Consider the following 25848-nt stretch of genomic DNA (forward strand, 5'->3'; position numbering starts at 1 on the left):
GCGATCTCCCGGGCGGCGAGTTCCACCTCGCCCACGCCCCAGGAGCCGGCCACCACCAGTGCGACGGGACGGTCGGTGGGCAGGCCGAACCGCAGGCGCTCGCAGAGCCGTTCGTCCGTCGAGGCCGCCGGGCGGAACTCCGGCCCGACCAGCGGGCCGCTGACCAGCACGCCCCGGGCCCGGTGCCCGCGCGCCTGGGCGGCGGCGACCGGATGCAGCGCGAGGTGCAGATCGACGCCTCGTGCCACCCAGAGCGGGTGCACCGACATGTCGGTGAGGAAGGTGACCAGTGGGGCGGCGAGCCGGCCGTGTCGGCGGAGCCGGCCCAGGGCCTGGCTGGCCAGCGGGTAGGTGGACACCACGGCGCCGGTGTCGGGGCCGAGCAGCGTCCGGGTCCGGCGGGCGGCGGCGCGGGCCGCGAGCGCGCTGACCAGCGCCGCTGACCAGCGGTGCCGCTGCAGGCCCTCCAGCAGCCGGCCCCAGGCCCAGGGCGCGACCCGCAGCTCCAGTGCGTAGCTCGCGCGCAGCAGCCGGCCCCAGCCGGGCGGCAGCAGGTCCAGGAAGTCATGGCAGTCCACGGTGAGTCCGAACTGCCGCAGTCGGTCCACCAGTTCGCGGGCCGCGCCGTCGTGGCCGGCGCCGATGCTCGCGGACACCACCGTGACCCGGCCAGGCGGGGTGCGCTCCGCCGCCGACCGGCCGCCGCCCCGCGGGGCGCGCCTGCCGCCGACCAGGGCCAGGTGGCGGACCTCGTCCCCGAGCGCCGCCGCGCCGCCCGCCGTACCGCTCTCGGACGGCTCCGGGGCATGGGACTCGGGCATCTGGGGCTCCTAGGTAGTGTCGTCAAAGTGATCTTGGATAGTGGATCATGGTGCGGTGATACGTCGTCATGAGCTCTCCGATGCCGAGTGGGACCTGGTGCAGCCGCTGCTTCCCAGGCCCGGCACGGGTCGTCCGCGCCTGGACGACCGGACGGTGCTGAACGGGATCGTGTGGAAGTTCCGGACCGGGGTGGCCTGGCGGGATGTGCCGCCGCGGTACGGCTCCTGGGCCACCCTGCACACCCGATTCCGGCGCTGGGCCGAGGACGGAACCTTCGACCGGATGTTGCGGGCCGCGCAAGCGCAGGCGGACGCGGCCGGCGACATCGACTGGCTCGTATCGGTCGACTCCACCGTCGTGCGAGCCCGCCAGAGTGCCGCCGGGGCACGAAAAGGGGGACCCAAAACCAGGCGCTCGGTCGCTCCCGAGGCGGGCTGACCAGCAAACTCCACCTGGCCGTCGACGGACTTGGTCGACCGCTGGCCCTGGTTCTGACCGGCGGGAACACCAACGACTGCACCCAGTTCACCACCGTCATGGACGCGATACGAGTACCCAGAACCGGGCTGGGACGGCCCCGCACCCGTCCCAACCACGTCCTCGGCGACAAGGGCTACAGCTCCAAGGCGATCCGCGTCTGGCTGCGAAAGCGCGGCATCAGCCACACCATCCCCGAGCGGGCCGACCAGATCGCCAACCGCCTGCGGCGCGGAAGCCTCGGCGGTCGACCCGTGGCCTTCGACCGCCAGCTCTACAAGCATCGCAACGTCGTCGAACGCTGCTTCAATCGCCTGAAGCAGTGGCGAGGCCTCGCCACCAGATACGACAAAACCGCCGTCTCGTACCAAGCCGCAGCCACCCTCGCCTCACTCCTCATGTGGGCCTGACCCTTTGAGGACACTGCCTACGGCTACGGCTACGGCTACGGCCGTCCAGCCTACGGTTCGGCCGGGCGGGAACCGCCCGAGCGGCGTCAGGCGGCGATCGGACGCAGCACCGCGTAGTACGCGAACGGCGGACCGTACAGCCGGGCGACCCGCAGCCCGGCTCCCTCCGCCAGGCTGATCAGCGAGGACGGCCGGATCTGATGCCGGTCGAAGAACTCGCCGACCACCAGCCGCCCGAACGGCTTCAGCGCCCGGCGCAGCTCGGCCAGCGAACGCGCCGGATCCGGGATCTCGCCCAGCGCCGTCACCAGGTAAGCCGCATCGAACGAGCCATCCGCAAAAGGAAGTTCATGTGCGTCGGCGCAGTTCGGCACGATGTTGTCGACACCCTGCTCCTTGGCCCGGCGGCCCACATGGTCGAGCATCTCCTGCTGGATGTCCACGATGTCCAGCTGGCCGTTCGGGCCCAGCTGCGGTGCGACGTGCAGCGACTGCAGGCCGGTTCCGGGGCCTATCTCCAGGATCCTCTCGCCCTCCCGGGCCTGCAGCACGTGGTCCAGACGCTTCAGAGTCAGGAACGGCAGCGGCAGGTCGAGCAGCCAGTGCTGAGAGTACGGGTACGGCGCGGAGTCGGTGAACCACCAGGTGGCGACGGCGGCGGCAGCGCCCGCGCCGATCAATGCCCGCGAATGCCTCATAATTCCTCCCCAAATGTCCGATTGAGCCATCGAAGCATCTCTGATGGTCAATCAGTTGTGTTTGTGTGCAATCTGCTTGCGCCAGCGCCGACTTTGTCGGCAGTCGACCCGAGCGGGCCGAACGAACCGCCCGTGGACCGCCGTTGCGGCAGGCCGGGAACTTCCTGAAACGGACCGGACCGCAAGCGCCGATCACGTCACGAGCTCTTCCGTTCAGCGGCCCGGCCGAGGGAAGGTCCGGGTCGCGAGAACCGCGCAGGCCACCGCCAGCGGCAACTCGGCGAAGACCGCCATCAGCACCGCCAGCTTGAAGTCCGAACCCGGGGCAGCCGTCATGGTGTCGAACCAGGCGTCGACCAGCAGCAGGGCCGAGGTCGCGGCGGAGGTCAGGCAGGCCCGGCGGTCGCCGCGCCTGAGGAGCAGTCCGGTGGAGAGCAGGCCGAGCGCCTCAAAGCTGTCCAGACCCGTCCACGTCCAGGCCCAGTGAGAGGCCTGAGCGGTGGCCGGCAGCCCGGCGTGCAGGAAGACCAGCCAGGGAATCATCGCCAGCCCGAGCACGGTGAGGACCGTGGCCGCCCGGCGAAGCAGCAGGGGGAACGTCGAAGCGGCCGCGGCCTTCGGAAGGATCCGCGGGACACCGGAGCCCGAACCGGCGTCCACGCTGACCAGACGGAGCGAATGAACGCCGGTCAGCTGAGTGCTCGCCATGACACCTGACTCCCTCCCGTGCCCGCCCCTCGGGCACAACATCAGCATGTCGTTCGCGCGCGCCCGAGGCAGTAGCGCTCCTATCCGACTTGATGGTGGTGCTAGGTACACCTTCCGCATCCGGCGACACTGCGAGGAGATCCGGCCTGCCTCCGCCGGAACCAGTTGGGGCTGGGGTTCAGCACCTCGCCGGAACACGTCTCGGCCTCGGTCGGGGGGTGTTCTACGTGGCGGTGCTGCCGCAGTTCATCACGGCCGGGGCACCGCACCTCGCGACAGGTGTGCTGCTCACCTGCGTGCACGTGGTCGAGGGGATGCTCTGGTCGGTGGTCCTGGTCGGGTTCGCCCAGGACCTCCGCGGCTGGCTGAGCCGGCCGAGTGCCCGCAAGGTCATGGACCGGATCACCGGGGTGGTGATCCTCGGCTTCCGCGTCCGCCTCGCGTCCGCCGACTGAGGGCGGGTTTGAGGCAACTGTCAGACGCCCCCGGGGAGTTTCGACGCGCAACACTCGGTGGGCTCCCGTCAGGCCGCGTGCGGCCGGGGTACGGACTCGGGGCTGCCGTCAGGGTGGGGCAGGTGGTGGTGGATGGGCCCGGTGCCGGCGGAGAGGGGCAGGCAGCTGCCGCCCCGGCGGTGGGCGACGATCTCGGCGGCGACCGAGACGGCCGTCTCCTCGGGCGTGCGGGCACCGAGGTCCAGCCCGATCGGTGAGCGCAGCCGGGCGATCTCGGCCTCGGTGAGCCCGACCTCGCGCAGCCTGGCGTTGCGGTCCCGGTGCGTGCGCCGCGAGCCCATCGCACCCACGTACCCGACCGGCAGCCGCAGCGCGCGCTCCAGCAGGGGGATGTCGAACTTGGCGTCATGGGTGAGCACGCACAGCACGGTACGTCCGTCGATCCTCTCCAGTTGGGTGTCCAGATAGCGGTGCGGCCAGTCGACCACCACCTCGTCGGCCTCCGGGAAGCGCCGCTCGGTGGCGAAGACCGGCCGGGCGTCGCAGACGGTCACGTGGTACCCGAGGAACTTGCCGATCCGTACCACCGCTGCCGCGAAGTCGATCGCCCCGAACACGATCATCCGGGGCGCGGGCACGTAGGACTCGACGAAGAGGACGGCGACGCCGTGCCGCTCCTCGTCGCAGGGGCGCCCGTCCAGCCCGAGGACGAGCTTCCCGGACCGCCCGGCGTCCAGCATGGCGCGGGCCTCGGCGACCACGGCGCGCTCCAGCGCGGCGGTGGTGGAGGGCGCGGTGGAGAGCGAGCCGTGGTGGGCGTCGGCGGTGACGGCGACGGTGGCACCGTGCAGTCCGGCGGGACCGTCGATCACCCGGGCGAGTGCGACCGGCGTACCGGACGCGATGCATTCGATACCGACGTCCAGCCCGGGATCGGCGCCCGGCACGATCGGCTGGACGAAGACATCCAGGACGCCGCCGCAGGTCAGGCCGACCGCGAAGGCGTCCTCGTCGCTGTATCCGAAGCGTTCGAGGACCGGCCGGCCGGAGGCGAGGGCCTCCTGGCAGAGCTCGTACACCGCGCCCTCGACGCAGCCGCCGGACACCGAGCCGATCGCCTCGCCGGCGGTGTCCACCGCGAGCGCGGCGCCGGGGTCGCGCGGGGCGCTGCCGGAGACCCCGACCACGGTGGCCACGGCGAAGGAGCGCCCGGATGCGTGCCAGCTCCGCAGCTGCTCGGCGATGTCCTGCATGTCCGGGCTCCTCACGGCGGTCGGGGATAAGAGCAGAGGATGGGAACGGATGAGCGGATCACGGATCGCCGTGGCGCGGGAACCCGTCTCCCGCACCACGGCGACTGTTGCTAGTTGACGCCCAGCAGGATCGGGTTGAGCAGGACGATGTAAGCCATCGCCATGAAGGTGGTCAGACCGCCGCGGAGCTCGTTGCCGAAGGTGGAACCGCGGGCGGAGACCCTGAAGTAGGCGTCCAGCGCGTTCTTCGGCGCCCTCGCCGCGGACGACGTGGGGGAGGCGCCGGCGGCGGGTCTGTCGTCCTCGGTGGTACCGGTTTCCGTGGGGATCCGGGTCATGTCCACTCCCAAGTGTCATAGGGGGTTGGGGTGGGCGAGCCGACCTGGCCGCCGGCTGGCGGTGCGGCGCAGGGGGACTGTTCGACTCACGAGGCGCACTCGACGGCGCCTGCGGTGCGAGGTGGTGCGCACCGCTGCGGAACCCCGGCGTGGGAGAGGCAGCGGAGGGTGGGTGTGGCGGGCGCCGCGGGTTCCTGGCGCAGGGTGGTGCCCCCGGGGCTGCTGAGCCGGGCCCGATGTCCCCTCGCCCTGCTCGGGGAAGGGCCTGCCGTCGCCCCGGGGCGGTCGGTCAGAGCGTCCCGGTCAGGTGCTCCGGCCGGACCGGGATCCGGTTGAGCGCCAGGCCGGTCGCATTGCGGATCGCGGCGACGATGGACGGGGTGGCGGAGACGGTGGGGGCCTCGCCGACACCGCGCAGCCCGTACGGCGCGTTCGGGTCCGGGAGCTCCAGGATCTCCACCGGGATCGGCGGGGTGTCCAGGATGGTGGGGATCAAGTAGTCGGTGAAGGAGGCGTTCCGCACCTTCCCGTCCTTGAGGATGATCTCCTCCATGACGGCCAGGCCGAGCGCCTGGGTGCAGCCGCCCTGGATCTGGCCGATGACCGAGAGCGGGTTGAGCGCCTTGCCGACGTCCTGGACGGCGGTCAGCTCCACCACCTTGACCAGGCCGAGCTCCACGTCCACGTCGACCACGGCGCGGTTGGCGCAGAAGGAGTACTGGACGTGGCCGAAGCCCTGTCCGGTCTCCTTGTCGAACGGCTGGGTGGGACGGTGATGGTGCTCCCGGGTGAGGTCGATCGCGTCGTCGCCGAGGAGGTCGACGATGGAGATCAGCGCGCCCCGGGCCTGCGAGACCACCTTGCCGCCGAGCAGCGTCAGGTCCTTGTGGGTCCAGCCGTAGCGACGCCGGCCCTTCTCGAACAGCGCCTGCCTGACCGCCTCGGCGGCCAGCTTCACCGCGCCGCCGGTCATGTACGTCTGGCGCGAGGCGGAGGTGGAGCCGGCCGAGCCGACCTCGGTGTTGGCCGGGTGGATGGTGACGTGCTCCACGCCGAGCTCGGTGCGGACGATCTGGGCGTGCACGGTGACGCCGCCCTGGCCGACCTCGGCCATCGCGGTGTGCACCATGGCGACCGGCTCGCCGCCGATCACCTCCAGCCGCACCCGGGCGGTGGAGTAGTCGTCGAAGCCCTCGGAGAAGCCGACGTTCTTGATGCCGACCGAGTAGCCGACGCCGCGGACGATGCCCTCACCGTGCGAGGTGTTGGACAGCGCGCCCGGCAGTTGCCGGATGTCCAGGTCGTCCAGGTCCAGCGGCGGGGGCAGCGGCATGTCCTTGACCCGGCGCAGCAGTTCGGCGACCGGGGCGGGGGAGTCGATCTGCTGGCCGGTGGGCATGGAGTCGCCCTCGGACACCGCGTTCAGCTGCCGGAACTCGACCGGGTCCATGCCCAGTTCGGCGGCGAGCTTGTCCATCTGGGACTCGTAGCCGAAAGCCGCCTGCACCGCGCCGAAGCCGCGCATCGCGCCGCAGCTCGGGTTGTTGCTGTAGAGGGCGACGGCCTCCATCCGCACGTTCGGGATGACGTACGGGCCGTGGCCCAGCGAGGCGGCGTTGCCGACGACGGCGGGGGAGGCGGAGGCGTACGCGCCGCCGTCCAGCACGATCCGGGCGTCCGCGAAGACCAGCTTGCCGTCCCGGGTGGCACCGTGCTCGTAGTGCATCTTCGCCGGGTGGCGGTGCACATGGCCGAAGAAGGACTCGTCCCGGGAGTAGACGATCTTGACCGGTTTGCCGGTGTGCTGGGCCAGCAGGCAGGCGTGGATCTGCATCGACAGGTCCTCGCGGCCGCCGAAGGCGCCGCCGACACCGGCCAGGGTGAGGCGGACCTTCTCCTGCGGCAGGGCCAGCACGGGCGCCATCTGCTGGCGGTCCACGTGCAGCCACTGGGTGGCGATGTAGAGGTCGATGCCGCCGTCCTCGGCGGGGACGGCGAGGCCGGACTCCGGGCCGAGGAAGGCCTGGTCCTGCATGCCGACCTCGTAGTCACCGCTGACGATGACGTCCGCCATGGCACGGACCTCGTCACTCACGCCGAGTCCCGAGACCAGCTTCTGCGAGTGCACGATGTTGCCGGAGGCGTGCGACTTGTACTCGTGCGGCTCGTGGACGTACCCGTACTTCTCCGGGTGGAGGCACTGCTCCTCGGTGACGATCGGGGTGTGTACCCGGTACTCGACCTTGATCTTCCTCACCGCGCGGCGGGCCGTCTCCGGATGGTCGGCCGCGACCAGCGCGATCGCCTCGCCGTGGTAGCGGACCTTGTCGATGGCCAGGGCCGGCTGGTCCTGGATCTCCAAGCCGTAGTACTTGGAACCCGGGATGTCCTGGTGGGTCAGCACCGCGTAGACGCCGGGGACCTTGAGGGCCTCGGAGACGTCCACGCTCAGGATGTCGGCCCGGGGGTGCGGCGAGCGCAGCGCCATGCCCCAGAGCATGTCCTCGTGCCACAGGTCGGAGGAGTACGCGAACTCGCCCTTGACCTTGAGCGTGCCGTCAGGGCGCAGCGGCGAGCCGCCGATGCCGTCCTTGCTCGCCTGGCGGATGTCCTGGAGGTTCTTCTGACCCTGGATCGTGCGGGTGCTCGGTCCACCCGCCCCTGCTTCGCTCGTGCGGTGGCTTCGCCGGGCGCTGTGCCGAATGATCCGCTCGCTCATGCCCCGGAACCCTTCGCGCACTTGCGGGCGGAGGCGAGCCGCACCGCATCCATGATCTTCTCGTAACCGGTGCAGCGGCACAGGTTGCCCGACAGCGCCTCGCGGATGTCGGCGTCGCTCGGCTGCGGGTCCTGCTCCAGCAGCGCGTCGGTCTGCACCAGCAGCCCCGGGGTGCAGAAGCCGCACTGCACGGCGCCGGCGTCGACGAAGGCCTGCTGGACCAGGCCCAGTTCGCCGTTCTCACCGGTCAGGCCCTCGACGGTGCGGACCTCGCGGTCCTGCACCTGGCCGGCTGCGACCAGGCACGAGCAGACCGGGACGCCGTCCAGGTAGACCGTGCAGGAACCGCACTCGCCCTGCTCGCAGGCGTTCTTCGAGCCCGGCAGGCCGACTCGCTCGCGCAGCACGTACAGCAGGCTCTCGCCCTCCCAGACGTCGTCCGCCTCCACCGGCTTGCCGTTGGCGGTGAAAGTGACCCTCATGCCGCGCTCCTGATCTGCTTGCCGTAGTCGTTCCAGGTCCAGGTGAGGGTGCGGCGGGCCATCACGGCCAGCGCGTGCCGCCGGTAGTCGGCGGTGCCCCGGACGTCGTCGATCGGGGAGGCGGCGGCCTTGACCAGCTCGCCGAACTCCTGGATCACCTCGGCGCCGAGCAACTCGCCCGACTCCCACAGGCCCCGCCGGGCCAGCACGCCCTGCAGGTACTCCTCGGCTTCGACGGCGCGGCGCGGGGTGGGGGCGGCCGAGCCGATGCCGGTTCCGACGGTGCGGGTCCTGGGGTGCAGAGCGAACCCGAAGGCGCAGACGGCGATCACCATCGCGTTGCGGGTGCCGATCTTCGAGAACTGCTGCGGGCCGTCGGCGACCGGGATGTGCACCGCGCGGATCAGCTCGTCGGCCTCCAGGCAGTTGCGCTTCACCCCGACGTAGAAGTCGTCGATCGGGATCATCCGGGTGCCGCGCACCGAGGCCGCCTCGACGAACACGTCGCGTCCGGCCGCCAGCAGTGCGGGGTGCGAGTCGCCGGCGGGCGAGGCCGCGCCGAGGTTGCCGCCGACCCCGCCGCGGTTGCGGATCTGCGGGGAGCCGACCGTGTGCGCAGCCAGGGCGAGGCCCGGCAGCGGACCGGACAGCTCGTTGATGATCCGGGTGTACGGGACCGAGGCGCCGAGCCGCACCACGTCGCCGTCGATCGACCATTCGGTGAGCTCGGTGATGCGGTTCAGGTCGAGAATCGCGGACGGCCGGTGCACGTCGAAGTTCAGCTCGACCATGACGTCCGTACCACCCGAGATGGGCAGCGCGGTCGGGTGCTCGGCCTTCGCCGCGAGCGCCTCGTCCCAGGTGGCGGGCCGAAGGAACTCCATGCGGGTGTCTCCTCAAGTCGTCGCCGACCGGACCGTGGGCACAGTTCCCAGAACCCGGTGTTCGGACCGTGCCGCCGCCTCGTTGCCGGGTGGTCGCGGCCTGGTCACCGGGTGTGTCCGGCGGCGTGTGGCCAGTGAACCGCTGTGACCGGGCCCACTGGCAGTCACCGATGGCATGAAGCCCTTGCCCTGCTCCTGCCGGACATCCTGTACGTTCCTCTAAGGCGGACAATCGCCCTGTAGAGCGGACCGTCCACCGCTATCTACGACCGTAATCCGGCCGTGATTCCGAAGCTACGGGTCCGTGACCCGGATGCCGACCGGTACGTGACACCGACCGATCGGCCCCGGGCACACCGCGACCCGCTCACCCTCACTCAGACGAAGGAGTCTGCGGATGCGCGTCCGTGACCTGCTCGCCCCCGGTGCCCCTCGGCTGCGCCTGCTCGCCGCCGAGGAAGAGCTCGACCGGCAGGTCAGCGGTGTCATGACCACGGACCTGCAGGACCCGGGCCGCTACCTGCACGGCGGCGAGCTGGTGCTCACCGGGATGCTCTGGCGAGGCGGACCCGAGGACTCCGAACGGTTCGTGCGGACCCTCGTGGCCGGCGGCGCGGTCGCGCTCGCGGCCGGCGAGGCCGAGGTCGGCCCGGTGCCCGATGACCTGGTGGAGGCCTGCCGCCGGCACCGGCTGCCGCTGCTCGCCGTCCCCGACGACATCGCCTTCTCCACCCTCACCGAGTTCATCGGCCGCCAGGTCTCCGCCGACCGGGCCGCCGACCTCGCCGCCCTGGTCGACCGGCACCGGCTGCTGGTCTCCGCCGCGGGCGGCGGCGGCCTGGACGCCGTGCTGGACCTGCTCGGCGGCGACCTCGACCTGGACTGCTGGGTGCTCGCCCCCACCGGACGGGTGGTCGCCGGACCGGCCGACCGGCTCCCGGCCGCGGACCGGGACCAGCTGGTCCGCGCCCACCTCAGCGCCGAGCGGCAGCGCCGCCGCCCCCCGCACCGGGCCCGGCTGGACTCCGGCTCGTACTCGCTGCTACCCGCCTCCGCCACCCCCGAGAGCGAATCGCCGCTGGCCGACTGGGTGCTCGTGGTGGCCGGCGACATCACCGAGTGGACCGCCAAACGCCAGCAGCTGGCCGAGAACCTGGCCCGGCTGGTCGCCGCCGAGCGCACCCGGCGCGACGAGGGCCGCCGGCTGCGCCGCCGGCTGGCCGACGAGGTGCTGACACTGCTTCAGCGCGACGCCGACCCGACCGAGATCAGCAGGACGCTGTACGCCTCCGCGGCCATGGCCGCCCGGTTCGAGGGACCGGAGCAGAAGTCGCTCACCGCGGGCGGCAGTTGGCTGGTGCTCAGCGCCGAAGGTACAGGTCTACCCGAGGGGGTGGTGCGCTCAATCCTGGAGGAAGCCCTCACCGATGCCACCGACCGCGCGCTGGTGGCCGGCGCCGGCACCGGCGCCGTGGTGGTGCTGCCCGCCTTCGAATCCGGCGTCCCCGCCGAGGCGTTGCGCGAACTGCTCGCCCCGTTGGAGGCCGGACTCGGCTCCGAGAGCCGGATCACCCTCGGTGTCTCCGCTCCCGCATCGGAGGCCGGTGGACTGCGCGGCGCCCTGGAGGAGGCCAGGCACGCCCGCCGGATCGCCGCAGCCAGGATCGGCCGGGTCTGCGTCGCCGGTCCCGAGGAACTCGCCTCGCACGTGCTGCTGCTGGCCGCCGTCCCGGACGAGGTCAGGCGCGCCTTCCGAAGCCGCCTGCTGGACAAGGTGATCGCCTACGACCTCGAGCACCAGGCCGACCTGGTCCGCACCCTGGAGGCCTTCCTGCGCTCGGACGGCTCCTGGACCCGCTGCGCGGCCGGGCTCCACGTCCACGTCAACACCCTGCGCTACCGGATCGGCCGGATCGAGGAGCTGACCGGCCGCGACCTCTCCCGCCTGGAGGACCGGGTCGACTTCTACCTGGCCCTCGAACTGGCCTGAGCGGCGCGGGTACCCGGGCGGGCCCCGTGCCGCCGGGCGCGCGCCGGGTCAGGGAGCGACCCGGAAACCGAACTTCTGCGCGGCGGCCGCCTTGGCGACCTCGGCGGCCGCCGCCGGCGAGCTGTCCACCCGCCAGTCGGTGGGCTGCTTGCTGCCCGGCCACTGCCTGCTCAGGTCGTACCAGACCAGGCCGACCATGCCGTCGCTGGCCGCCGCGCCCGCGAACAGGTCGTCGATCTGGGCCACCTTGCGCGGGCCCTCGGCGACGCCGGTCTCGGCGATCAGCAGGGGCTTGGCGGAGAAGGACCTGACGGAACGGATGGTCGGGGCGAACAGGGTGCGGTAGTCGCTGCCGTCCTGCGGGCCGTAGTAGCCGATCAGCCCGACCCAGTCGAGGTAGTCGTCGCCGGGGTAGTACGGGCGCAGCGCCGCCGGGGTGCCGGAGTCGCTGACGTGCGGGGTCCAGACCCAGATCACGTTGGTGGTGGCCTGGGCCCGGAAGACGTCGTGGATGTGCCGCCAGGCGCTGACGAAGTCCGCCGCCGTCGCGTGGCCCGGTCCCCAGGCGGTCCAGCCGCCGTTCATCTCCGGCGCGAAGCTGATCACCAGCGGTCCCCGGTACGAGCGGACCTGCTGGGCGAACCTGGTGAGGTAGGCGTCCTCGCCGCCGGAGGTGATCCTGGCGAGCGGGGCCTGCTCGGGGACCCAGCTGAGCATCGGCACCTGGCCGTTGCCCCACAGCTTGGCGTTGCCCGCGGGATCGAAGTCGTCGCCCCACTCCTGGTAGTACTCGCGGATGTCCGGCTGGTGCCCGGCCTTGGCACCGAACGCGTTGACCGGCGCGAGATCGCCGACCGCCCCGTCGGACGCCACGCCGAACAGCCGGCCGCCCGGCTTGCGCAGGGCGGAGACGTCGTAGGGCGGGGCCGACGGCGAGGCCGTCGGGGCGGCGGAAGCCGCGCCGCTCGCCGGAACCGCGGCGGTGTCACCGGGAGAACTGCAGGCCGTGAGGAGCAGCGGCACGGCTACGGCCAGGGCGGCCGCACGGTGGGTCCGGAGCCGGGATCCACGGGCGGCGGGAGCGGTTCTGATCAAGGGTGGCCGTTCCTGAGCGGGATGGTTCGGGCCGGTTGCATCGGCCGGCTTCCGCGCATCCTATGAGGTCATCGCACGGGTGCATGAAGTGTCATGTTCCAGGAGGAATTGCAATCAGGTCACAAGGGATGCACAGATCCACCCAAATCGAACATTGACGCTGATTTATCTAATGAGCGTGCATTACCGTCCCCCCTTGCGTTAGACGCCGCAGCTCCACCCCTTCGGAAAGGCCCGCCCTCGGTGGCACCCACTCTTCTTCGGTCCGAGCACCCAGACTCCGGACCGATCCCCCCGCCGACGGACCACTCACCGGTCTTCGTCGACCAGTCCGGTGCCCGCGGCCGCAGGCTGCGCGGCTTCGGCTGGGTGGTCGGGCTGGCCAGCGCGATGGTCGCGGCGGCGCTCAGCAGCAGTCTGATCGGCATGCAGTCCCAGGCCCCGGCCCTGCAGGTGCCGCCCCAGCCGTCCAGCACCATCGCGAGCCCCGGACCGAGCGGCACCGGCCTGCCAACCGCGCTCGGTTCACCGATGGGGAGCCCGCCGCCGGCCACCGGTTCGGCCCCGGCCGCCGGCCCGTCGGCCTCCCACGGCGCGGCCACCGGCCCGTCGGCTTCCCACAGCGCGGCCGCCGGCAGCGCGAAGCCCTCGGCGAGCGCCTCGCACCCGGCGGGCCCTGCGGGAGGCACGCCGACCGCGGTGACGGCGCACAGCACCCACTCACCCACGCCACAGGCCGGCAACCACCCGGCGAAGCCGCAGCCCACGGCCCAGGCCAGCCACCACTGACCCACCCCGCCCGGCGGCCGGAAGCCGCCCGGCGAGGCCGCGGCCCATGGTCCGGCCCAGCCACCACCTACCTCACCCACGTCCCGGATCCAGGTACCCCATGTCCCGCCATCAGCGCCGACGGCAGTCCGTCCTTCGGCCGCGCCGGCTAGCCGCCCCACCTCTGCGCTTCTTCCTGCCGGTGTCACTGCTGGTCTGCCTGCTCGCCATGCTGGTGCTGCGCGGCATGGCCACCAACGAGGTCTTCCACGACGAGCGGATCGCCGTCTCGGTCGACAAGACCACGGTGCCGCCGAACCTGCTGACCGGCGGGCCGATCATCGACGCCCGCGGGGACAAGAACGATCACCCGGTCAGCTACTCCGTCCCCGACCACACCGTGGTGCTGAGCTTCGACGACGGCCCGGACCCGAAGTGGACGCCGAAGATCCTCGATCTGCTGGCGGCCCACCACATCCACGCCACCTTCTTCGTCACCGGTTCGATGACCGCGCACAACCCGGACCTGATCCGGAGGATCGTGGCCGGCGGTCACGAGATCGGGGTGCACACCTTCACCCACCCCGACCTGGCGCTGCAGTCCAGGACCAGGCTCGGCTGGGAGCTCGGTCAGACCCAGCTGGCACTGGCCGGGGTCGCGGGCGTGCACTCCTCGCTCTTCCGCCCGCCGTACTCCTCCACCGCGGACGCGCTGGACGACTGGACCTGGCCGGTGACCAAGGACGTCGGCAGGCGCGGCTACCTCACCGCCTTCATCGACTCGGACACCGACGACTGGAAGCGCCCCGGCGTGGACGCGATCGTCAAGGCCGCGATGCCCAAGGTGCCCGGCAAGGGCGAACTGGTCCTGCTGCACGACGCCGGCGGCGACCGCTCGCAGACGGTGGCGGCGCTCGGCCAGATCATCGACAAGCTCCAGACCGAGAACTACCGCTTCGCCAGCATCGGCGAGGCGCTCGGCGCCTCCGCCACCATGGTCCCGGTGCACGGCTACCAGCTCTGGGCGGGGAAGGCGTTCATCCTCTGCACCCAGTTCTCCGTCCAGGTGCTGCCCTGGCTGGTCGGGCTGTTGGCGGTGGTCGGCGCACTGGTCTTCGCCCGGTTCGCGCTGATGCTGGTGCTGGCCACCCGCCACGCCCGCCGCTCGCGCCGCCCGGACTTCTCCTGGGGGCCGCCGTTGACCGCGCCCGCGACGGTGCTGGTACCCGCCTACAACGAGCGCGAGTGCATCGCCAACACCCTCAACTCACTGGCGGCCAGCGACCATCCGATCGAGATCATCGTCATCGACGACGGGTCCACCGACGGCACCTCGGAGATCGTCGAGGAACTCGCCCTGCCAGGCGTCAGGTTGATCCGGCAGCCCAACGGCGGCAAGTCCACCGCCCTCAACAACGGCATCGCCAACGCCTCCCACGACATCGTGGTGATGATGGACGGCGACACCGTCTTCGAGCCGTCCACCGTACGGGAGTTGATCCAGCCGTTCGCCGATCCGGGCGTCGGCGCGGTCGCCGGCAACGCCAAGGTCGGCAACCGGAACACCCTGATCGGCGCCTGGCAGCACATCGAGTACGTGATGGGCTTCAACCTCGACCGCCGGATGTACGACTCGCTCAACATCATGCCGACCATCCCCGGGGCGATCGGCGCGTTCCGCCGCAGCGCCCTGGTCCAGGTCGGCGGCATGAGCGACGACACCCTGGCCGAGGACACCGACATCACCATGGCCATGCTCTGCGAGGGCTGGCGGGTGGTCTACGCCGAGCGGGCCAGGGCCTGGACCGAGGCTCCGGCCAGCATGCAGCAACTGTGGTCGCAGCGGTACCGGTGGAGCTACGGCACCATGCAGGCGATGTGGAAGCACCGCCGAGCCGTCCTCGACCGGGGCCCGGCGGGCCGCTTCGGCCGGGTCGGCCTGCCGCTGGTGGTGCTCTTCGGCGTGCTGGCTCCGCTGCTCGCCCCGCTGATCGACCTGTTCCTCCTCTACGGGGTGCTCTTCGTGGACGCCCCGGCCACCCTCGGCGCCTGGGCGGCCGTGCTGCTGGTCCAGGGCGGCCTCGCCTGGTACGCCTTCCGGCTGGACGGCGAGAAGCCCTGGCACCTGGTCACCCTGCCGGTCCAGCAGGTGGTCTACCGGCAGCTGATGTACCTGGTGCTGCTCCAGTCCTCGATCACGGCGGTGACCGGCGGCCGGCTCCGCTGGCAGAAACTACGGCGCACCGGCGAGGTCGCCGCGCCGATCGTGGAGGTCTGAGCATGTCCGAGTCCTACGCCTTCGTCCCGGACCTGCACACCGAGACCCTCCAGCTGCGGATCCCCCGGCCGGCCCCCGAGAGCCTGTCGGCCGAGCAGGCCGCCGAGGACGTGCCCGCGCCCCGCAAGGGCGGGCGCGACCGCTACCTCGACCTGCTGCGGGCCCTGGCCCTGGGCCGAGTGGTGCTGTACCACAACTTCGGCTGGGCCTGGCTGCCACTGGTCTTCCCGTCGATGGGCGTGATGTTCGCGCTGGCCGGATCGCTGATGGCCCGTTCGCTCAGCCGTCCGGCGCTCAGCGTCATCCGCGGCCGACTGCGCCGGCTGCTGCCGCCGATGTGGCTGTTCGGCGCGATCCTGATCACCGCGATGGTGCTGGACGGCTGGGGCCCGAACTCCGACGGGCACCCGGCCGTCTGGTGGGGCGAGCTGGCGTTCTGGGTGCTGCCGGTGAGCACCCCGCCGTTCGGCGACAACCTGCACGGCTTCCACGGCATCGTCGAGCCGACCTGGGCCGAGCAGATCGCGGTGCCGCTGTGGTACCTGCGGGCCTACCTCTGGTACGTGCTGCTCTCGCCGCTGATGCTGAAGGCGCTGCGCAGGCAGCCGTGGATCACGGTGTTCACCCCGCTCGCGCTGTCGATCCTGATCAACTCCGGCCTGTTCGACCAGGAGGGGAGGATCTGGGAGACCGTCACCGACTTCACCACCTTCGGCTCCTGCTGGATCCTCGGCATGGCCCACCAGGAGGGCCTGCTGCGCAAGCTGCCGCAGTACCTGGCCCCGTCGGTGGCGCCGCTGATCATGGTGGCGGGCCTGTGGTGGCTGCTCAGCCGGCCGGTGGACGACCCGACCGTCCCCAGCGACCTGGACAGCGTCCCGATCGCCCAGGCCGTCTGGTCCTTCGGGTACGTCCTGCTGCTGCTCCACCTCAGCCCGTCCTGGGAGCGCTGGCCGCGGCCGCTGGAACGGTGGAACGGTCTGATCAGCCTGCTGAACGCACGGGCGGTCAGCGTCTACCTGTGGCACAACACCGCGCTGGTGCTGGCCATCCCGATCATCGACCGGCTCTGGGACGTCGACTTCATGTTCCAGCACGGCCAGTGGCTGCTTCGCAGCCACTGGTTCCCGCTGATGATCGCAATCCCGCTGATCGCCCTGTTCGTCCTCTGCTTCGGCTGGATGGAGGACCTGGCGGCGAAACGTTCACTCAGGCTGTTCCCGTGGCCGCGCCGACAGCTCGGCAAGCGCCGGGCCGCACTCGCCGCCTGACCGGGGGCTGGGAGAGCCCTGGGCGGCGGGTGAACCGCTCCCGAGTGCCGCCTGGGAATACGAGAGGGGCCCGCCGAATCGTTTCGGCGGGCCCCTCGGGCTGTGTCCGGGTCAGTGCTGGACCGGGATGATCCCCGTCAGCCACTTGAACGCCTCGGGGAGCGCGTTGCTCCAGACGTCCGTGGTGTGCGCGCCGTTGAGCTCCTGGACGGTGACCGTGGTCGGCGCCTTGGCGGCGGCCTTCACGGCGAGGGCGCCCTCGTAGCCGTCGCCCTTGGCACCGGCCATGAAGAGCGCGACCTTCGGCGGGGTGGCGGCGGTCTTCAGGATGTTCAGCGGGTTGGAGATCTCCCGCAGGTGCGGGTCCTTCGCGGTGAGCGAGGCCGACTCCGCGGACGGGTCGTTGTAGCCGGAGAGGCTGATGCCGGCCCGGTAGCGGTTGGGGTGCGAGACGGCGAGCTTCTCGGCGCAGTGGCCACCGGCGGAGTAGCCGGCCACGGCCCAGCGGTCGGCGGAGTCGTCCACCCGGAAGTTGTCCATGATCATCTGCGGCACGTCACGGGTGAGCCAGGTCTCCGCGTTGACCTTGCCGGGGACGTCGGCGCAGCCGGTGTCGGTGGTGTTGCCCAGCAGCTCGGTGCGCGGCGAGACCAGGACGAACGGGGCGACCTGGCCGTTCTCCATCAGCGGCTTGAGCTTCTTGGTGACGTACAGCGACCCGAACCAGGTGGAGGAGGAGCCCGGCCAGCCCGGCAGCAGCTCGACGACCGGGAACTTCTTGTCCTTGTACGCCGGGTCGTCGTACTGCGGCGGCGTCCAGACCACGACCTCGCCGTCCACGCCGGAGAGCTGGCCCTTCAGGTCGGTGGTCTTGACGTCCTTGGGGACCTTGGGGTCGTCGACCGACTTGAACTGCTGGATGACCTTGGGCCGGTCCGAGGCGCCCTGGCCGGGAGCCGCGTTCGGGTCCTCCTTCGGCACCTCGGGCACGGCCCGGATGTGGTTGCCGGTACCCAGCAGGTCGTCCCAGTTGCCGTAGATCAGGTTGGCGTTGTTGACGAGTACGAAGACCATCAGGACGGCTGTGATCTGCGTGAACAGGATCATGATCAGCCGGGTCAGGAACTGCAGCGGCTTGGGACCGCGAACCCGCCCCCAGAGCAGCATGGCAACCGCGATCGAGATCGGCACGAGGACGATCGTGAGGATCAGAAATGGTTTACCTGTCAGTTGCATCTAACTTCTCGTATCCGGGTCGCAGGCCGCCCGGGCGCCACTCGCCCGGCACGCGCACCGATGGGATCAGACGGTCTCGAACGGGAGATCAGTTGCTCTTGAAGCTGACGGAAAGCTGAGAGGAACGTCACATGTTGCTGGGAACCGGCTAAGTGCGGGGACAAGTTTGCCACCTGCCCCCGGAGGCGCGTCCAACGGCCCTGGCTCTGCTGCGGAGTTTGCGGACCTGCCGTGCCGTCACCCGCGCGGCGGTGCGGCGCGGGGCCCGTGCTGACCTGGGGGAGAACGCACCGACAATGGGAGGTATGCCAAGAACCGTAACGATGCTCCTCGCCCTTGCCCTGCTGACGGCAGGCTGCAGCAGTACCGGCGGCCTCCGCGCCGAGCAGGCCCGCAGCCGGGCGGCGAGCACGGCGGGCGGCGCGGTCGACACCCCCCGCTGGAAGATCGCCATGATCACCCACGCCGGGGCGGGCGACGCCTTCTGGGACACCGTCCGCAAGGGCGCCGAACAGGCCGCGGCCAAGGACAACATCACCTTCCTCTACTCCAACGACGCGCAGACCCAGGGCCAGGTCCAGCTGGTCGACGCCGCCATCGACCAGAAGGTCGACGGGATCCTGGTCACGCTGGCCAAGGGCGAGGCGATGGCCGCCCCGCTGGCCCGGGCCAAGGCCGCCGGCATCCCGGTGATCAGCATCAACTCCGGCCAGGAGTTCTCCGCCCGCTTCGGCGCGCTCACCCACATCGGGCAGGACGAGACCACCGCCGGACAGGCGGCCGGTACGGCCCTGGGCACCCGGGGCCGCAAGGACGTCCTGTGCGTGATCCACGAGCAGGGCAACATCGGCCAGGAGCAGCGCTGCTCCGGCGCCAAGGGCGCGTTCAACGGGCAGCTGGAGACCCTCTACGTGAACGGGGTCAACCTGCCCGACGCCCGGTCGGCGATCGCCGCCAAGCTCCAGGCCGACCCCGGCCTGGACACCGTCCTCACCCTCAGCGCCCCGCTCGCCGCCACCGGACTGCAGGCCGTCAAGGACGCGGGGCGCAGTGTCGAGGTGGACACCTTCGACCTCAACACCCAGGTGGTGGACGGACTGAAGTCGGGCGCCGTCGGCTTCGCCGTGGACCAGCAGCCCTACCTGCAGGGCTACGAGGGCGTGGACCTGCTCTGGCTCTACCGCTACAACCTGGACGCCCTCGGCGGCGGCAAGCCGGTGCTCACCGGACCCCAGGTGCTCACCAAGGACGACGCCCCCGCGCTCGCCCAGTACGTCGCGCGGGGTACCCGATGAGCGGCACCGACCTACTCGCCCAGGAGCGGCCGCTGCGCCGCCGGCACCACCACTCCCGCCCGGAACTCGGCGCGCTGCTCGCCGCCGTCGCGGTCTTCGTCTTCTTCTCCCTGGCGGCTGAGAGCTTCCTGCGGCCCTCCTCGATCGGCACCGTGCTCTACACCGCCTCCACCATCGGGATCATGGCGGTGCCGGTGGCGCTGCTGATGATCGGCGGCGAGTTCGACCTCTCGGCCGGGGTCGCGGTCACCACCGCCGCGCTGACCTCCTCGATGATCTCGTACCAGTTCACCGCGATCACCTGGGTCGGGGCGCTGGTCTCGCTGGCGGTCGCGCTGGGGATCGGCGCGCTGAACGGCTGGCTGCTGGCCCGGACCGGCCTGCCCAGCTTCATCGTGACGCTGGGCACCTTCCTGATGCTCACCGGCGCCAACCTGGGCGTCACCAAGGTGATCTCCGGCACGGTCTCCACCAAGTCGATCGCCGACATGCAGGGCTTCGCCTCCTGCCACTGGCTGTTCGCCTCCGAGGTCACCATCGGCGGGCTGACCCTGAAGGCCACGGTGTGGTGGTGGCTCGGCCTGATGCTGCTCGGCAGCTGGATCCTGCTGCGCACCCGCTTCGGCAACTGGATCTTCGCGGTCGGCGGCGATGCCGCGGCCGCCCGCGCGGTCGGGGTCCCGGTGGCCCGGACCAAGACCTTCCTGTACCTCGGCGTCGGCTTCTGCGCCTGGGTGCTCGGGCAGCACCTGCTGTTCTCCTTCGACACCGTGCAGTCGGGGGAGGGCGTCGGCAACGAGCTGATCTACATCGTGGCGGCGGTGATCGGCGGCTGCCTGATCACCGGCGGCTACGGTTCGGTGGTCGGCTCCGCGCTCGGCGCACTGATCTTCGGCATGACCAGCAAGGGCATCGTCTATGCCGAGTGGAATCCGGACTGGTTCAAGTTCTTCCTCGGCGCGATGCTGCTGCTGGCCGCGCTGTTGAACCACTGGGTCAAGCGACGGGCGGAGCGGGGGCCGGGCAAGTGACACTGCTGGAACTCAACGAGGTCGGCAAGGCCTACGGGGCCGTCCGGGCGCTGGAGGGCGTCTCGCTGACGGTCGAGCAGGGGCGGATCAGCTGCGTGCTGGGCGACAACGGCGCGGGCAAGTCCACCCTGATCAAGATCATCGCCGGACTGCACCAGCACGACGAGGGCAGCTACGCCATCGCCGGTGAACAGGTCCGGCTCAGCTCGCCCCGGCAGGCGCTGGACCGCGGCATCGCCACGGTCTACCAGGACCTGGCCGTGGTTCCGCTGATGCCGGTCTGGCGGAACTTCTTCCTCGGCGCCGAACTCGGCCGCTTCCGCCTCGACGTACCCCGGATGCGCCGCATCACCCAGGAGGCCCTGGAGAAGATGGGCATCGACCTGCATGACGTGGACCAGCCGATCGGCACGCTCTCCGGCGGTCAGCGTCAGTGCGTGGCGATCGCCCGGGCCGTCCACTTCGGCGCCAAGGCGCTGATCCTGGACGAGCCGACGGCCGCACTCGGCGTCAAGCAGTCCGGCGTGGTGCTCAAGTACGTCGCCGCCGCCCGGGACGCCGGGCTCGGCGTGGTGCTGATCACTCACAACCCGCACCACGCCTATCTGGTGGGCGACCACTTCACCCTGCTCAAACGAGGGAGGATGGCGGGTAGCCATCCGCGCTCGGAGATCAACCTGGAACGGCTCACCACCGAGATGGCGGGCGGCTCCGACCTGGCCGAACTCTCCCACGAGCTCGGCCGCACCGACCCGAAGGAGCATCCGCCGACGTGACCGTCATCCCGAGCGGCACCGCCAGGCCGCCAGTGCTGCCCACCCTGTTCGGCCTCGGCCCGCGCAATGCCGACCGGCGCCGGCGCGCACTGCCCCCGAGCGTGCTGCGGCTGCCCACCATCGGCGTGGACATCGGCGGCACCAAGGTGGTCGCCGGAGTGGTCGACGGCGAGGGCAAGGTGCTCGACCGGCTGCGGACCGAGACCCCGGACAAGAGCAAGAGCGCCAAGGTGGTCGAGGACGTCATCGTCGAACTGGTGCTGGAGCTGGCCGACCGGCACGACGTCCACGCGGTCGGCATCGGCGCGGCTGGCTGGGTGGACGCGGACCGCTCGCGGGTGCTCTTCGCACCGCACCTGAACTGGCGCAACGAACCGCTGCAGGAGGCCCTGAGCGAGCGGTTCCGCTTCCCGGTGGTGGTGGAGAACGACGCCAACGCCGCCGCCTGGGCCGAGTGGCGCTTCGGGGCCGGCCGGGGCGAGGACCACATGGTCATGATCACCCTCGGCACGGGCATCGGCGGCGCGGTGGTCCGGGACGGCTTCGTGGACCGCGGCAAGTACGGCCTGGCGGGCGAGTTCGGCCATATGCAGGTGGTCCCGGGCGGACACCGCTGCCCCTGCGGCAACCGGGGCTGCTGGGAGCAGTACTCCTCCGGCAACGCACTGGTCCGGGAGGCACGCTCGCTGGTCGAGGAGGAGTCGCCGGTGGTCGAGCCGCTGCTCGCCCGCGCGGGCGGTGGTCGGGAGGGCATCACCGGCCCGCTGGTCACCGAGGCCGCCCGGGCGGGCGACCCGGTCGCCGTCGAACTCCTCTACGACATCGGCCACTGGCTCGGCGTCGGCATCGCCAACCTGGCCGCCGCCCTCGACCCCGGACGGTTCGTCATCGGCGGCGGCGTCTCGGACGCGGGCGACCTGCTGCTCGGCCCGGCCCAGGAGGCTTTCAAACGCACCCTCACCGGCCGCGGCTTCCGCCCCGAGGCGCAGATCGTGCACGCAGCCCTCGGCAACGAGGCCGGCCTGGTCGGCGCAGCCGACCTGGCCCGCCAGGTCGCCCGGCGCTTCCGCACCATCAAGCGCCGGCGCTCCGAACGGGCCCACCTGGCCTGAGCCGGGCGCCTCGACCGCGTCGGGTGTGGTGGGCAAGGGGCCGGGCAGGTCCCGGCCGGGCAGAAGATCCGTCAGGCGGCGTGCCAGCGGTCGCGGCCGTCGGAGGTGCGGCCGCAGACCATGGGCGTGCCCTTCGAGGTGATACCGGTGGCGCCCTCGGGGGAGCAGAACGCGCCCGGGTGGACGACCGGGCCCGAGCCGCCGCCCGTGGCGCTGCCTCCGGAGCCGGTTCCTCCGGACGAGTGGCCGCCGGAGCCTCGATGGGTTGTCGGCGGCGGGCGGTATGTTCGGGGTGGGAGCCCTGCCGAGGGGTTTCCGTCCCTTGTCCGCACCAGCTCCGCACGCCCGGGAAGGCCGCCCGTGACCGTCCGAATCGCCACCTGGAACATCAACTCCGTGACCGCCCGGCTCCCCAAGCTGCTGGAGTGGCTCGACGGCGCCAAGCCGGACGTGCTCTGCCTCCAGGAGCTCAAGTGCGCCACCGACTCCTTCCCCTTCGAGGCGGTCAAGGAGCTCGGGTACGAGGCGGCCGCCCACGGCACCGGCCGGTGGAACGGCGTGGCGATCCTCTCCAAGCTCGGCCTCACCGACGTCGTCCGTGGCCTGCCCGAGCAGCCCGGCTACCTGGCCGACGACGCACTGCTGCCCGAGACCGAGCCGCGCGCCATCGCGGCCACCTGCGGACCGGTCCGGGTCTGGTCGGTGTACGTGCCCAACGGCCGCGAGGTCGACCACGCCCACTACCGCTACAAGCTGGAGTGGCTGGAGGCGCTGCGCCGGTCCGTCCTGGAGGACGCCGCCGGGGCCCGTCCGTTCGCCGTGCTCGGTGACTTCAACGTCGCCCCGACCGATGAGGACGTCTACGACCGCGCGGCCTTCGAGGGCCTTACCCATGTCACCGAGCGTGAGCGGGCCGCCCTCGCCGCCCTTCAGACGGCCGGCCTGCAGGACGTCGTGCCCCGCCCGCTGAAGTACGACCGCCCGTACACCTACTGGGATTACCGCGCCCTCTGCTTCCCCAAGAACCGCGGCATGCGGATCGACCTCACCTACGGCAACAAGCCCTTCGTCGAGGCCGTCAGCGACAGCTACGTCGACCGCGAGGCCCGCAAGGGCAAGGGCACCTCGGACCACGCGCCCGTGGTGGTCGACCTGGCTCTGTAGCCCGTATGGCCCGGCGGGCCGCGCCGGGTGGGTGGTCTACCCGAACGGGCCCGTGCGGTGGCCGCCGGTGTCGGCGCTGCCTAGCGTCATGGGCGACAGGGCGTAGTCGTTCGATCACGTGGACGACCAAGTCCCCGGCTGCGCCCGAGAACCTGGAGGTACGGGCATGCGCATCACGCGTACGGCCGCAGCTCTGCTAGGTGGCTCGGCTCTGGTCGCGGTCGCGGTCCCGGCGGCAATCGGTTCAGCGACGCCCGAGACGGCGGTCAAGGCCGCTGAACCGATCCTGGTCAGCCCGGCCGCGGCGACTCCCGGACAGTCGGTCACGGTCAGCGTGGCCTGCGGGAACAACGCGGAGCGGAGTGTGACCGCCAACTCGCAGGCATTCTCCACAGGCAAGGCCGCGCTCAGCGCGGACTCGGACGGGAAGTACCGCGGCACGGTGCTGCTGGCGGCCAAGGAGGAACTGGCCAGGCTGGCAGGCGGCAAGTCCGGCAGTAACGACAACAAGTGGGGCGTTGACGGCAAGTGCCCGGACGGGAGGAGCTTCGCCGGGGCCGTCGAGGTGGCACTGGCCACTGCCGCGGGGGCCGTGATGAACGCCGCACCCGCAGCTGACCCCGGTGGCGGGGACTCCGGGAACAAAGCGGGCGGGCAAGGCCGGGACAACGGCTCGGGTCGTGACAACAATGGTGCTGGCCGAGACACCGGTGCCGGTCGCGACAACGGCTCCGGCCATGACGGCGGTGGGAACGGCTCCGGCCACGACAACGGCTCGGGGCGGGACAGCGGCTCCGGCCATGACAACGGCTCGGGTCGGGACAGCGGCCGAGGGCAGAGCGGGAACGGCCACGACGGCGGTTCGGGCCGCGACAACGGCTCCGGCCATGACAACAATTCCGGCCGCGACAACGGCTCGGGCCGCGACAACGGCTCGGGTCGGGACAGCGGCCGAGGGCAGAGTGGGAACGGCCACGACGGTTCCTCCGGCCGGTACCCCCACGGTGGTATGGGCACCGGCCTCGGCGGTTCGATCGCCAGTGACCCGAAGCAGCTGACCACCGGCGCCGCCCTCGTCGCGGCCGGGATCGGCGGCGTCTGGCTGTTGCGCCGCCGCAGCGGCTCCGGCGGGAACTCGGGGAGGTACTGAAGGACCGACGGCGAACCTGGGCCGGACCGGCGCGGCTCGCGCCCGGCACAGGTGCACCGCCGGCCTCCGGCCGACGGGACCGTTCGGCTCAGCGCCCCGGGAAGTGCACCGGGGCGCTGAGCCGCGTCCGGGCCCGGTAGGGCGTGCCCTTCGTGGTGCCGGCCGTGTCGGCGGGCTCCGGCGAGTCGGCGGCCTGGGCGTGCAGGGTGCCGACGGCCAGCAGGTACTGGGCCGCGATATAGGTCGCCATGATCCAGAACTCGTGTCCGGGCAGCTCCCGCCAGCCCGCCAGCTGAGTGGCGATCAGGCTGTCCGAGAGCAGGAACAGGGCCCCGCCCAGACCAGTCCGCCAGTTGAGGCCGGCGGAGGTCACCGCGGTGGAGGCCAGCAGCAGGCTGTAGACCGCGACCGGGATTCTCAGCTCGCCCAGGCCGGGCCAGAGCTGACTCACCATGGTCGCCCAGGCCGCCGCGTAGGCTCCCGCGATCAGCACCGTGCGCCGACGGTCGTTCAGCGCGCCCTGCTTGACGAACATCGTGACGTAGCAGACATGGGCGGCCGCGAAGGAGCCCATTCCGGCCAGGAAGGCGGTGTCGTTGCCGACCTGGAGCAGTACGTCGCCGCCGGTGCTGGCGACCAGCGCCGAGGTGAGCAGTCGCGGGGTCCGCTCGGCCCGGGCCAGCGTGTGCGCGGCGAGCAGCGGCATCAGCGCGGGTTTGGTGGCGAGCCGCAGCGTGTTCGCGCCGGTGGCGATGGCGCCGAGGTGGGTGGCCGAGGTGGCGGCGAGGGTGCCGAGCAGGCCGTGGGCGGAGCGCAGGCGTCGAATGATGGTCATACGGGGGTGGCCTCCAGGTGGTCGGTCGGGGTCGGCTTCCAGCCGGGACCCTTGGTGGGATGGCGGGCGTGGCCGCCCCGGCAGCCGGCTGCGGCGGCGTCCCGGGCGGTCGGGGCACTCCGGCGGACGGCTGCCCGGAGCGGGGCGGAGCCGTCCGGACTGCCCGTCATCCCGGGGAGCGGTCCGACGGGAGCCGAGGCCGATGTGCCAGTTGTCCTGAGCCGCAGGGTACGGCTGCCGTCGAGTCCGCTGTCCGGGTGGCTGCCCCGGGCGGTGTGTCGCTCCTGGCGGCGGCCGACGGCGTGCGTGCGCGGTGGGCGGCCGGACCGCCGGGCGAGGGGTCGAAGCCGGACCAGCGGCGCCGTCGGGGAGCAGCAGCTCGGCGCGGCGGGACCGACGCCGTCCGGGCGGGGTCGCGGCGAGGCGTCCCGCGCGACGGTGAGCAGGGCAGATGTCGATATCGACCACGGGAGCACACGGGGCGGATTCGGCACGTCCTGGACGATAGGCGACGGCGGGCGGCCTGCGGAAGGGGTTGTTACCGGCGCGTAGGATATTGCCGCGTCCCGGCCACCCGGCGTCGGGGTCGAATCGTCCGGCC

The 25848-nt window shown here is 71.5% G+C and carries 23 protein-coding genes and 1 pseudogene; 12 read left to right on the forward strand and 12 right to left on the reverse strand.

What is annotated here, in order from left to right; all coding sequences use genetic code 11:
• The coding region (locus ACWDAK_RS19455) for an MGDG synthase family glycosyltransferase (RefSeq protein WP_427394082.1) at positions 1–821 on the reverse strand (821 nt) is incomplete at its 3' end.
• A gap of 58 nt (positions 822–879) precedes the next feature.
• Here ACWDAK_RS19455 and ACWDAK_RS19460 point away from each other — a divergent pair.
• Positions 880–1709 (forward strand): annotated as a pseudogene (locus ACWDAK_RS19460) (IS5 family transposase).
• 86 nt (positions 1710–1795) lie between these two features.
• Here the strand turns inward: ACWDAK_RS19460 and ACWDAK_RS19465 are convergent.
• Together ACWDAK_RS19465 and ACWDAK_RS19470 are read right to left on the reverse strand one after the other, a co-directional pair.
• Positions 1796–2407, reverse strand: a complete 612-nt coding sequence (locus tag ACWDAK_RS19465; RefSeq protein ID WP_344635956.1) for a class I SAM-dependent methyltransferase — start codon at positions 2405–2407, stop codon at positions 1796–1798.
• A 213-nt stretch (positions 2408–2620) separates the two neighbouring features.
• A complete protein-coding gene (locus tag ACWDAK_RS19470) occupies positions 2621–3115 on the reverse strand; it encodes a hypothetical protein (protein WP_344635955.1) in 495 nt (164 codons plus the stop codon).
• A gap of 218 nt (positions 3116–3333) precedes the next feature.
• Between ACWDAK_RS19470 and ACWDAK_RS19475 the strand changes: the two genes are divergently transcribed.
• Positions 3334–3570 carry a LysE family translocator gene (locus ACWDAK_RS19475; RefSeq protein ID WP_427394083.1) on the forward strand — a complete coding sequence of 79 codons (237 nt, stop codon included), beginning with the start codon at positions 3334–3336 and terminating at the stop codon, positions 3568–3570.
• A 68-nt stretch (positions 3571–3638) separates the two neighbouring features.
• Here ACWDAK_RS19475 and ACWDAK_RS19480 read toward each other — a convergent pair whose 3' ends face one another.
• The 5 genes from ACWDAK_RS19480 to ACWDAK_RS19500 form a co-directional block, all read right to left on the reverse strand.
• Positions 3639–4823 carry an XdhC family protein gene (locus tag ACWDAK_RS19480; protein WP_427394084.1) on the reverse strand — a complete coding sequence of 395 codons (1185 nt, stop codon included), beginning with the start codon at positions 4821–4823 and terminating at the stop codon, positions 3639–3641.
• A 110-nt stretch (positions 4824–4933) separates the two neighbouring features.
• Positions 4934–5161, reverse strand: coding sequence for a hypothetical protein (locus ACWDAK_RS19485; RefSeq protein ID WP_425557570.1), 228 nt, complete (start codon positions 5159–5161; stop codon positions 4934–4936).
• A gap of 289 nt (positions 5162–5450) precedes the next feature.
• Complete coding sequence (gene pucD, locus ACWDAK_RS19490) at positions 5451–7880, reverse strand: xanthine dehydrogenase subunit D (RefSeq protein ID WP_344635952.1); 2430 nt, start codon at positions 7878–7880, stop codon at positions 5451–5453.
• Positions 7877–8362, reverse strand: a complete 486-nt coding sequence (locus ACWDAK_RS19495; protein ID WP_344635951.1) for a (2Fe-2S)-binding protein — start codon at positions 8360–8362, stop codon at positions 7877–7879. Before ACWDAK_RS19495 ends, pucD begins: the two co-directional genes overlap by 4 nt.
• The gene (locus tag ACWDAK_RS19500; protein ID WP_344635950.1) at positions 8359–9246 is read right to left on the reverse strand and encodes an FAD binding domain-containing protein; all 888 of its coding nucleotides are present in this window, start codon (positions 9244–9246) and stop codon (positions 8359–8361) included. Before ACWDAK_RS19500 ends, ACWDAK_RS19495 begins: the two co-directional genes overlap by 4 nt.
• Positions 9247–9643: 397 nt before the next feature.
• Here ACWDAK_RS19500 and ACWDAK_RS19505 point away from each other — a divergent pair, with 397 nt between their 5' ends.
• Complete coding sequence (locus ACWDAK_RS19505; protein WP_427394085.1) at positions 9644–11236, forward strand: PucR family transcriptional regulator; 1593 nt, start codon at positions 9644–9646, stop codon at positions 11234–11236.
• A 48-nt stretch (positions 11237–11284) separates the two neighbouring features.
• Here ACWDAK_RS19505 and ACWDAK_RS19510 read toward each other — a convergent pair whose 3' ends face one another.
• Entirely contained in the window at positions 11285–12331 is a 1047-nt protein-coding gene (locus ACWDAK_RS19510; protein ID WP_427394086.1) for a glycoside hydrolase family 26 protein, read from the reverse strand.
• A gap of 243 nt (positions 12332–12574) precedes the next feature.
• On the opposite strand from ACWDAK_RS19510, the gene ACWDAK_RS19515 reads away from it, so the two are divergent.
• The 3 genes from ACWDAK_RS19515 to ACWDAK_RS19525 are packed head-to-tail and all read left to right on the forward strand — an operon-like array spanning position 12575 to position 16648.
• On the forward strand, positions 12575–13120 hold the full coding sequence (locus ACWDAK_RS19515) for a hypothetical protein (protein ID WP_344635947.1): 546 nt from the start codon (positions 12575–12577) through the stop codon (positions 13118–13120).
• A gap of 46 nt (positions 13121–13166) precedes the next feature.
• The gene (locus tag ACWDAK_RS19520; protein ID WP_425557569.1) at positions 13167–15377 is read left to right on the forward strand and encodes a bifunctional polysaccharide deacetylase/glycosyltransferase family 2 protein; all 2211 of its coding nucleotides are present in this window, start codon (positions 13167–13169) and stop codon (positions 15375–15377) included.
• Positions 15378–15379: 2 nt separating this feature from the next.
• Entirely contained in the window at positions 15380–16648 is a 1269-nt protein-coding gene (locus tag ACWDAK_RS19525; protein ID WP_427394087.1) for an acyltransferase family protein, read from the forward strand.
• Positions 16649–16759: 111 nt separating this feature from the next.
• Here ACWDAK_RS19525 and ACWDAK_RS19530 read toward each other — a convergent pair whose 3' ends face one another.
• Positions 16760–17839, reverse strand: a complete 1080-nt coding sequence (locus ACWDAK_RS19530) for an alpha/beta hydrolase (protein ID WP_344635944.1) — start codon at positions 17837–17839, stop codon at positions 16760–16762.
• Between the two features lie 341 nt (positions 17840–18180).
• Between ACWDAK_RS19530 and ACWDAK_RS19535 the strand changes: the two genes are divergently transcribed.
• The 6 genes from ACWDAK_RS19535 (at position 18181) to ACWDAK_RS19560 (ending at position 24412) form a co-directional block, all read left to right on the forward strand.
• Positions 18181–19179: a substrate-binding domain-containing protein gene (locus tag ACWDAK_RS19535; protein ID WP_427394088.1), complete on the forward strand. Its 999-nt coding sequence runs from the start codon at positions 18181–18183 to the stop codon at positions 19177–19179.
• Complete coding sequence (locus ACWDAK_RS19540; RefSeq protein WP_344635942.1) at positions 19176–20210, forward strand: ABC transporter permease; 1035 nt, start codon at positions 19176–19178, stop codon at positions 20208–20210. The genes ACWDAK_RS19535 and ACWDAK_RS19540 overlap by 4 nt, the downstream gene beginning before the upstream one ends.
• The gene (locus ACWDAK_RS19545; RefSeq protein ID WP_344635941.1) at positions 20207–20986 is read left to right on the forward strand and encodes an ATP-binding cassette domain-containing protein; all 780 of its coding nucleotides are present in this window, start codon (positions 20207–20209) and stop codon (positions 20984–20986) included. Before ACWDAK_RS19540 ends, ACWDAK_RS19545 begins: the two co-directional genes overlap by 4 nt.
• Positions 20987–20991: 5 nt before the next feature.
• Positions 20992–22098: an ROK family glucokinase gene (locus ACWDAK_RS19550; protein WP_427394137.1), complete on the forward strand. Its 1107-nt coding sequence runs from the start codon at positions 20992–20994 to the stop codon at positions 22096–22098.
• 360 nt (positions 22099–22458) lie between these two features.
• Positions 22459–23262 carry an exodeoxyribonuclease III gene (locus ACWDAK_RS19555; protein WP_427394089.1) on the forward strand — a complete coding sequence of 268 codons (804 nt, stop codon included), beginning with the start codon at positions 22459–22461 and terminating at the stop codon, positions 23260–23262.
• A 166-nt stretch (positions 23263–23428) separates the two neighbouring features.
• Positions 23429–24412, forward strand: coding sequence for a hypothetical protein (locus ACWDAK_RS19560; RefSeq protein ID WP_427394090.1), 984 nt, complete (start codon positions 23429–23431; stop codon positions 24410–24412).
• A gap of 88 nt (positions 24413–24500) precedes the next feature.
• Here ACWDAK_RS19560 and ACWDAK_RS19565 read toward each other — a convergent pair whose 3' ends face one another.
• Both ACWDAK_RS19565 and ACWDAK_RS19570 read right to left on the reverse strand, forming a co-directional pair.
• Positions 24501–25247 (reverse strand): lysoplasmalogenase, encoded by a 747-nt coding sequence (locus ACWDAK_RS19565; RefSeq protein ID WP_427394091.1) that lies wholly within the window; start codon positions 25245–25247, stop codon positions 24501–24503.
• A complete protein-coding gene (locus tag ACWDAK_RS19570; RefSeq protein WP_427394092.1) occupies positions 25244–25417 on the reverse strand; it encodes a hypothetical protein in 174 nt (57 codons plus the stop codon). The genes ACWDAK_RS19565 and ACWDAK_RS19570 overlap by 4 nt, the downstream gene beginning before the upstream one ends.
• Positions 25418–25848: the final 431 nt, after the last annotated feature.

Source organism: Kitasatospora sp. NPDC001175, from assembly GCF_053598215.1.